Raw genomic sequence first — 7,757 nt, 5'->3', positions numbered from 1 at the left:
AGCATGGGCAGGACCTGGAGGCCGTCGACGTCGGGCAGGCCGAGGTCGAGCAGGACGACGTCCGGGCGGTCGTCGATGACCGCCTGCAGCCCCGGCAGGCCGGCCGGTCGCCACGTCACCGTGTGCCCACGCTCGGTCAGGGCGCGTGTGAGCGCGGCACGGATGCCCGCGTCGTCCTCGATGAGCAGGATCACAGCCACGACGTGGACGCTATCCCCCCTGCCCCCCGGGCAGGCAATGCTTCGTCCGGTCGGTCCCTGTCGGGCCCCGGTTCCTGCGAGCACCGGACGGTCCTCGTGACCGGTGCGTACCCTGCCCCCGTGGAGGTAGCGGCATGAGGCTGACCCGGTGGACGCTCTTCGCGTCCCTGTGGCTGCTCTGCGTCGGCATCGTCGCCGCGGCCGCCTGGTACGCGATCGACTCCGCGGGCCGGCAGGTCCGGGTGCTCGCGTCCGACAGCCAGCGCAGCGCCCTGCCGCGGCCGGGGACGACGACCGCGCCCCCGCAGGACCCGTCGACCTCGGCCGGGCCCACCGGCGACGAGCGGACGTCGTCGCCCGCGGTCTCCCCGACGACGCCGTCCACGTCCTCGTCGACGACCACGTCGCCCACGTCGACGGACGCCGCCCGGACGTCGTCCTCCTCGTCGACGACCACGTCGTCCCGGCCCTCGAGCCGGACGTCGACCACCCGCTCCCCGCGGCCGCAGCCGACGACGCGGACGACGACGCCCGCCCGGACGAGCTCGAAGACGGTCTCCACCCGGGGCGGCTCGGTGACCGTGACGTGCCGCCGCGGCGACCCGATCGACTACGCCGTCAACCCCGCGCAGGACTGGAGCGCGCAGGTCAACCAGCGCGGCAGCCTCGAGCTCGAGGTCAAGCTGCGCCGCGACGCCACCACGATCGAGGTGCACGCGACGTGCGTCGACGGCGAGCCGAGGACCGAGGTCTCGGAGAAGTCCGAGGACGACTGAGCGACCGCCGGCGACCGACGGGCTCACCCGTCGGCGGCCACCTCGGCCGAGTGGTCCCGGCGCCACACCGAGCCCCGGTCCACCGTCTTCCCGCGGACGACGAGCTTCACGCCGACCCGCGAGCCGTCGCTCGTCTTGACGACCGTCGCCGACTTGCCGCCCTTGCGGTCGGTGAACTCGGCGTCGCCGCAGCCCTTGTGCTTCTTGCCGTCGACGGTCGCCGTCCAGCACACGTCGTCCGCCGCGGAGATGACGACGACGGTGCTCGTCGACGACTTCGACCGCGACTTCGAGGAGGACTTCGACGTCGACGACGAGTCGGTCGGGGTGCAGGCGGCCAGCGAGAGCGCGACGAGCGGGACGGCGGCGGCCAGGACGGTGCCGCGGGTCAGGTGCGTGCGGAGCGGGCGGGGGACTTCTGCGGCCATGACGGCCTCCCTGGGGTGGGTTCGGTGCCCGGACGCCGGCGCAGCCGGGCGACGAGGGCCTCCATCTGGGGGCTCGGCGTGATGTGGAGCTCGCGGGCGAGCCGGGTGCGGAACCGTTCGTGCTGCGCGAGGGCGGTCGCGACGTTGCCCTCGCAGGCGTGGACCTCGATGACAGCCCGGTGCGCGCTCTCCCGCAACGGGTCCAGCGCGACGGCGGCCAGCGCGACCTCGAGGGCGAGGCCGTACCGGGCCGCTGCGGAGAGCAGTGCGGACAGCCCTTCGAGGGTGTGCAGTCGCAGGTGCCGCAACCGCTCCGCCTCGACGAGGACCCAGTCGTCGTACCAGCCCGGGAGCAGGTCCCCGGCGAACGGGCCGTCCCCGACGAGCGCGGTGCAGAGCGCGGCGAGCCGGGCGGTGCCGGTGGCCGGCCCGGCGGTCCCCTCGGGGTCGGCGGGCCAGGACGCCGCCCGCAGGACGTCCTGCGCGACGGCGACGAAGTCCCGGACGTCGACCGCCGCGTCGACCTCCAGGGCGAGCTTGGACGCCTGCACCGCCCCCGGGGCGAGCCGGGCGAGGGTCGCCACGGCGGCCCGCAGGTTCTGCCGCGCCCGGTGCTCGTCCGTCTCCGGCCAGAGCATGCCCGCGACGACCGCGCGCTGCTGCGGGCCGTGCAGCGCGAGCAGCGCGACGACGCGCTGCTCGCGCGCGGTGAGCTGCACCGGGCCGTCCGGCCCGTCGAGCCGGAAGGACCCGAGCAGCGTCACGGCGTAGCCGCCGGGTGACGGCCCCGTGCCGTCCGCCGTTCTCCGCGTGGTCATCGCGCCCCCGTGATGCCGCGTACCCCGTCCGGGCGGCGGGCCGCCCGGTGCTCCCGGACGCTCCGGGGAGGCCGCGGGCACCGTGCCCGACCGGGCACGGCGCGATGGACGCCCCGTCGCGTCGTCGCGTGCGACGGGACGACCACCGCGCGGCGGCCCCGTCGACGTGGTGCCGGCCGTCTGCCCTTGCCGGCCGGTGATCGATCACTGCGTCCATCAGGTTTCTCGCGCGGCGCGGCATTTGTCAACGCTTATCGGGATGAGATGGATGACTGCCGGATTGCCCTCCTCTGACCGGTGACGCGTGGATCACGCACGGGTCACGCGCCGCGCCGATCATGGGTCACGCCCCGCGGACGCCCGGCCGTGTCGAGTGGTCCGACGCGACCGCAGACCCGCGGTCGCCCCACTGGAGGTGAACCTCATGCGCACCGAACTCACCCTCGCCGAGGTCGAGGAGCAGGACGTCGAGCTGCTGCCCGCGCGGGCCGCTCTCGGCGGCTTCCACCACCACCCGGGCAACTGGGCGTCCGTCTACGCGTCGAACCAGGCGATGGCGCTCAACGCCGGCAGCCACATGTCGCACGCGGTGGCCCACGCCAACCAGACGGTCTTCGTCGTCCAGGGCTGACCGCCGTCCGCCGGTGGCCGTGACGACCACCGGCGGGGGCACCCGTTGAGGAGGGGCCATGCCCGCGACCGTCCGCACGACCGCCGCCGTCGACGACCTGTCGTTCGACCTGTCCGCCGAGACCGTCGAGCTGCTCCCGCAGCGCGCCGCGCTCGGCCACGGCGGCATCAACATCACCACCATCACCGGCGTCAACATCGCGATCGCGGTGAACGCCGGGTCGATCCACAGCGCTGCCTGGGCCTCGGCCTGGCAGGGGATCGGCGCCCACGCCTGACGGCGCGCGGCCGGGGGCGGGCGACCGCCCCCGGCCGTTGCCGTCCGCGCGGCGGTGCCGCCCGGAGGAGGTGCTCCATGACGACCCTGACCGGGCCAGGCCGCGCAGCGGCCGCCGCCGTCTCGCCCGCCGCGGCGGCGCCGCCCCCGGGTCTGCACCCGCACGACGTCGTCCACCGGGCCCCCGGCCTGCGGCTGCTCGGCCGGTACGAGGGATCGGGGTACGTCGAGGACCGCTTCCTCGCCGTCCGGTCCGACGGCCAGACCGTCATGCTCACCCCGCTGCTGCACGCCGTCCTCGAGTGCGCGGACGGCGGCCGTGGGGCCGACGACCTCGCCGCCGCGGTCGGTGACCGGCTCGGCCGGGCGGTCGGCCTGCCGGTGCTCTCCGCGCTCGTGCTCGGCCGGCTCGGCCCGGCCGGGCTCGTCGTGGTCGCGCCTCCCGGCGCGGCCCCCGCCCTGCGCCAGCACCTCAGCATCGTCCCTGCCGTGGACCGCGCCGGGCTGCCCACGGCCGACCCGCTGCTGGCGACGACGCTGCGCCGGCCGCTGCTGCCGACGCGGGCGGTGGACCTGCTCGGCAGGCTGCTCGCCCCGCTGTTCGACCCGCGAGCCGTCGCCGGGGTGCTCGCGCTGTGGCTGTGCGGGTCCCTGTGGCTCTTCGACCCCGGGGGCCTGCTCGCCGGTGCCGGCAGCGCGTTCACGACGCCCGGCGGGGTGCTGTCGGTGCTCGGGCTGCTCCTCGCGAGCACCCTGTTCCACGAGCTCGGGCACGCCGCGGGCTGCGCGTACGGCGGCGCCCGGCCGGGCGCGATCGGGGCCGGCCTCTACCTGTGGGTCCCGGTCTTCTGGACCGACGTCACCGACGCCTACCGGCTCGACCGGGCGGGCCGGCTGCGGACCGACCTCGGCGGGGTGTACTTCAACGCCGTCTCGATCGTCGCGATGACGGGTCTGGCCATGGTGACCGGCTGGGCCCCCGCGACCGGGGCCGCGCTGCTCACGCACGGCGTGATCCTCCAGCAGCTCCTGCCCGTCGTCCGGATGGACGGCTACTACCTGTTCGGCGACCTCACCGGGGTGCCGAACCCCTTCGCCTTCACCCGCGGCGTGCTCCGCGGGCTCGTGCCCGGCCGCGGCATGCCCGCCCAGGTCCGCGCCCTGCGCCGCGGCGCCCGCGCCGCCGTCGTCGGCTGGGTCGTCGTCACGGTCCCCCTGCTCGGGGTCATGCTCGGCTGGCTCGTGCTCTCGCTGCCCTCGCTCGTGGGCTCGTCGTGGCAGCAGGGCCGGGTGTTCTGGGCGGACGCCACGGGTGCGCAGGGCCTCACCGCGGCCGCGCTCGCCTGGGTCTGCATCCTGCTCCTCGTCCTGCCGCTGCTCGGGCTCGCCGCGCTCCTCGCGCGGGTCGTGCAGCGCCTCCTGCGCCTCCTCGTCGCACCGGTCCACCACCGCGCCGGACGCACCGACCCCTTCGACCCCACGTCACCCGCCGCGGCGACCGCCGGCGGCGCGCCGACCCCGGGAGGACGGCCATGACCCGCTCGACGTCCATGAAGTCCACGTCCGCGCTGCTCGCCGCGGTGACCGCGGCCGTCCTCGGCGGGACGGCGCTCGCCGGGCCCGCGGTGCCGGCCGCCCCCACGGGCGGCGGCGGTCGTGGCGCGCTCGTGGCGGCGGCCCCGGTGCTGCCGGCCTCGGGAGCCCGGCACCGCGCCGACGGGGACGGCGACACGCGCGAGGACCGGGCCGAGCGGGCCGAGCAGCGCCGCCGCGACCGGTACCGGCACCGGACGGCGACCGTGCGCTCGCGGGCGCAGGTCCGGGTGCACCGCGACGACCGGGAGCGGCGCCGGGCGACCTGGCGGCAGCGCCGGGTCACCGCGGGCGGCCTCGTCGCCCGCAACCGTGCGGACGCGCTCGCCGAGCACTGCACCGACTGCCACGCGGTGGCCGTCTCGGTGCAGGTCGTCGTCAACGGGCGCAACGCGGGCCGGGTCGACGTCGCGAACCTCGCCGACGCCGTGACCGTCGACTGCACCCGCTGCACGGCGACGGCGCTCGCCTACCAGTTCGTCGTCGTCGGGCCGGGCCGGCTCACCCTGACCCGGGACGCCCGGGCCCGGCTGTCCGACCTGCGGCGTGAGATGCGTGACGTGGCCCGGCACACGGCGGTCGGCGCGGTGACGGCGAAGGAGGACGCACTCGCGGCCGAGGTGGCCGACGTCCTGCGCGGCGGGGTCGTCGACGCCGCCCGCCCCGACGGCGCGAGCACCCTGAGCACCCGTCGCAGCGGCTCGGACGGCGTCACGGTGCGGGTCCGCAGGGCGCACGACGGCTCCCGCGGCCGGTCCCGGTGACGGCCGGCCCCGGACCCGGGGCCGGGCTGCCGGACGACGAGCACCCGGACGTCCACGGGCTGCTCGTCGTCCGGGCCTGGTCGCAGGGGCCGGGCGACGGTGTCCGGGCCCGGGTCTGGTCGACGCCGGACGTCGGGAGCACGCCGCCCGTCGTCCGGGTCGTGGGGTCGCGGGACGACGTCCTCGTCGTCGTCCGGGAGTGGCTCGCGGGGTTGGGGAACACAGGGGGCACCGTGTGAGTTGAGCCTGACAGACTCAAGTTTGGTCAGTCCCGAGTTGACAGCCCTGCTGCCGCGGACCAACCTGAGTGCAGGCAACTCAACTCTGCGCGGTCCGCCGCGCTCGCCACACGGAAGAAGGACATCGGACATGGCACGAGCGGTCGGCATCGACCTCGGCACGACGAACTCCGTCGTCGCCGTCCTCGAGGGTGGGGAGCCCACCGTCATCGCGAACGCCGAGGGCGGGCGCACCACGCCGTCGGTCGTCGCGTTCGCCAAGAGCGGCGAGCCGCTCGTCGGCGAGGTCGCGAAGCGGCAGGCCGTCACGAACGTCGAGCGGACCATCCGCTCCGTCAAGCGGCACATCGGCACGGACTGGAACGTCGAGATCGACGGCAAGAAGTACGGCGCCCAGGAGATCTCGGCGCGCGTGCTCCAGAAGCTCAAGCGCGACGCGGAGGAGTACCTCGGCGAGAAGGTGACCGACGCGGTCATCACCGTCCCGGCGTACTTCAACGACGCGCAGCGCCAGGCGACGAAGGAGGCGGGCGAGATCGCCGGCCTCAACGTCCTGCGCATCATCAACGAGCCGACCGCGGCGGCCCTGGCCTACGGCCTGGACAAGGGCAAGGAGGACGAGCTCATCCTCGTCTTCGACCTCGGCGGTGGCACCTTCGACGTCTCGCTCCTCGAGGTCGGCAAGGACGAGGACGGCTTCTCGACGATCCAGGTCCGCGCGACCTCCGGCGACAACAACCTCGGTGGCGACGACTGGGACCAGCGGGTCATGGACCACCTCGTCAACGTCGTGAAGATGCAGGGCGGGCCGGACCTGTCCAAGGACAAGATCGCGATGCAGCGGCTGCGCGAGGCGGCCGAGCAGGCGAAGAAGGAGCTCTCGAGCTCCACGGCCACGACGATCTCCCTGCAGTACCTGTCGATGACGGAGAACGGCCCCGTCCACCTCGACGAGAAGCTCACCCGGGCCCAGTTCGAGAAGATGACGGCCGACCTGCTCGACCGCACGAAGGCGCCGTTCCGGGCGGTCATCAAGGACGCCGGCGTGAGCCTGTCCGAGATCGACCACATCGTGCTCGTCGGCGGCTCGACCCGGATGCCCGCGGTCGCGGACGTCGTCCGTGAGCTGACCGGCGGCAAGGAGCCGAACAAGGGCGTCAACCCGGACGAGGTCGTCGCCGTCGGCGCGGCCCTGCAGGCCGGCGTCCTCAAGGGCGAGCGCAAGGACGTCCTGCTCATCGACGTCACCCCCCTGAGCCTCGGCATCGAGACCAAGGGCGGGATCATGACCAAGCTCATCACCCGCAACACCGCGATCCCGACCAAGGCGTCCGAGGTCTTCACGACGGCCGACGACAACCAGCCGAGCGTCCTCATCCAGGTGTTCCAGGGCGAGCGCGAGCTGGCCCGCGACAACAAGCCGCTCGGCACGTTCGAGCTGACCGGCATCGCCCCGGCCCCCCGCGGCATCCCGCAGGTCGAGGTCACGTTCGACATCGACGCGAACGGCATCGTGCACGTCTCCGCGAAGGACCGCGGCACGGGCAAGGAGCAGTCGATGACGATCTCCGGCGGCTCGGCGCTGCCGAAGGACGAGATCGACCGGATGGTCCGCGAGGCCGAGGCGCACGCCGAGGAGGACCGCGTCCGCCGCGAGGAGGCCGAGGCCCGCAACTCGGCCGAGCAGCTCCTCTACTCGACGGAGAAGTTCGTCGCCGACAACGCCGACAAGCTCCCCGAGGACGGCAAGGCCGCGGTGCAGACCGCGGTCGACGACCTGAAGAAGGCGCTGGACGGCGGCACCGTCGAGGACGTCAAGGCCAAGCACGAGGCCCTCGCGAAGGCGTCGCAGGAGCTCGGCTCCGCGCTCTACGCGCAGGCGGGTGACCCCCAGGCCGGTGGCGGCGCCACCGGTGCCTCCGACGAGGCCGGTTCGGCGAAGGCGGCGTCCGACGAGGACGTCGTGGACGCCGAGATCGTCGACGACGAGAAGTGATGCGGTGCGGGGGCGGGCGCCGCAGAGCGCCCGCCC

10 protein-coding genes are annotated in these 7,757 nt (G+C 74.7%); 7 read left to right on the top strand and 3 right to left on the bottom strand.

What is annotated here, in order from left to right; translation table 11 throughout:
• A partial coding sequence (locus tag EDJALFJO_RS03490) for a response regulator (RefSeq protein WP_143448271.1) occupies nt 1–200 on the bottom strand: 200 nt, incomplete at its 3' end.
• Nucleotides 201–334: 134 nt separating this feature from the next.
• On the opposite strand from EDJALFJO_RS03490, the gene EDJALFJO_RS33205 reads away from it, so the two are divergent.
• Nucleotides 335–976: a hypothetical protein gene (locus EDJALFJO_RS33205; RefSeq protein ID WP_143448270.1), complete on the top strand. Its 642-nt coding sequence runs from the start codon at nt 335–337 to the stop codon at nt 974–976.
• Nucleotides 977–999: 23 nt separating this feature from the next.
• Here the strand turns inward: EDJALFJO_RS33205 and EDJALFJO_RS03475 are convergent, their stop codons facing one another.
• Nucleotides 1,000–1,404 carry a hypothetical protein gene (locus tag EDJALFJO_RS03475; protein WP_088282264.1) on the bottom strand — a complete coding sequence of 135 codons (405 nt, stop codon included), beginning with the start codon at nt 1,402–1,404 and terminating at the stop codon, nt 1,000–1,002.
• Nucleotides 1,365–2,222, bottom strand: a complete 858-nt coding sequence (locus EDJALFJO_RS03470; protein WP_088282262.1) for a BTAD domain-containing putative transcriptional regulator — start codon at nt 2,220–2,222, stop codon at nt 1,365–1,367. The genes EDJALFJO_RS03475 and EDJALFJO_RS03470 overlap by 40 nt, the downstream gene beginning before the upstream one ends.
• 424 nt (nt 2,223–2,646) lie before the next feature.
• Between EDJALFJO_RS03470 and EDJALFJO_RS03465 the strand changes: the two genes are divergently transcribed.
• From EDJALFJO_RS03465 to dnaK, 6 genes are all read left to right on the top strand, one after another.
• Entirely contained in the window at nt 2,647–2,853 is a 207-nt protein-coding gene (locus EDJALFJO_RS03465; protein WP_088282260.1) for a hypothetical protein, read from the top strand.
• A 58-nt stretch (nt 2,854–2,911) separates the two neighbouring features.
• A complete protein-coding gene (locus EDJALFJO_RS03460) occupies nt 2,912–3,130 on the top strand; it encodes a hypothetical protein (RefSeq protein ID WP_088282258.1) in 219 nt (72 codons plus the stop codon).
• A 77-nt stretch (nt 3,131–3,207) separates the two neighbouring features.
• Entirely contained in the window at nt 3,208–4,665 is a 1,458-nt protein-coding gene (locus EDJALFJO_RS03455) for a hypothetical protein (protein ID WP_088282257.1), read from the top strand.
• Entirely contained in the window at nt 4,662–5,486 is an 825-nt protein-coding gene (locus EDJALFJO_RS03450; RefSeq protein WP_088282255.1) for a hypothetical protein, read from the top strand. The genes EDJALFJO_RS03455 and EDJALFJO_RS03450 overlap by 4 nt, the downstream gene beginning before the upstream one ends.
• Entirely contained in the window at nt 5,483–5,725 is a 243-nt protein-coding gene (locus tag EDJALFJO_RS03445) for a hypothetical protein (protein WP_088282253.1), read from the top strand. Before EDJALFJO_RS03450 ends, EDJALFJO_RS03445 begins: the two co-directional genes overlap by 4 nt.
• A gap of 130 nt (nt 5,726–5,855) precedes the next feature.
• Complete coding sequence (dnaK, locus tag EDJALFJO_RS03440; RefSeq protein ID WP_088282251.1) at nt 5,856–7,721, top strand: molecular chaperone DnaK; 1,866 nt, start codon at nt 5,856–5,858, stop codon at nt 7,719–7,721.
• Nucleotides 7,722–7,757 lie beyond the last annotated feature (36 nt).

It is taken from the genome of Kineosporia sp. A_224, assembly GCF_002198655.1.
Classification (GTDB): Bacteria; Actinomycetota; Actinomycetes; order Actinomycetales; family Kineosporiaceae; genus R-H-3.
Note: the sequence above shows the minus strand (reverse complement) of the source record. Positions and strands in the feature narration are given on the sequence as shown.

Bases quoted from the DNA above. Each gene is read 5' to 3' on its own strand.
- EDJALFJO_RS03455 (WP_088282257.1), top strand. From the start codon at position 3,208: ATGACGACCCTGACCGGGCCAGGCCGCGCAGCGGCCGCCGCCGTCTCG.
- EDJALFJO_RS03470 (WP_088282262.1), bottom strand. From the start codon at position 2,222: ATGACCACGCGGAGAACGGCGGACGGCACGGGGCCGTCACCCGGCGGC.
- dnaK (WP_088282251.1), top strand. From the start codon at position 5,856: ATGGCACGAGCGGTCGGCATCGACCTCGGCACGACGAACTCCGTCGTC.
- EDJALFJO_RS03450 (WP_088282255.1), top strand. From the start codon at position 4,662: ATGACCCGCTCGACGTCCATGAAGTCCACGTCCGCGCTGCTCGCCGCG.
- EDJALFJO_RS03465 (WP_088282260.1), top strand. From the start codon at position 2,647: ATGCGCACCGAACTCACCCTCGCCGAGGTCGAGGAGCAGGACGTCGAG.
- EDJALFJO_RS33205 (WP_143448270.1), top strand. From the start codon at position 335: ATGAGGCTGACCCGGTGGACGCTCTTCGCGTCCCTGTGGCTGCTCTGC.
- EDJALFJO_RS03460 (WP_088282258.1), top strand. From the start codon at position 2,912: ATGCCCGCGACCGTCCGCACGACCGCCGCCGTCGACGACCTGTCGTTC.
- EDJALFJO_RS03475 (WP_088282264.1), bottom strand. From the start codon at position 1,404: ATGGCCGCAGAAGTCCCCCGCCCGCTCCGCACGCACCTGACCCGCGGC.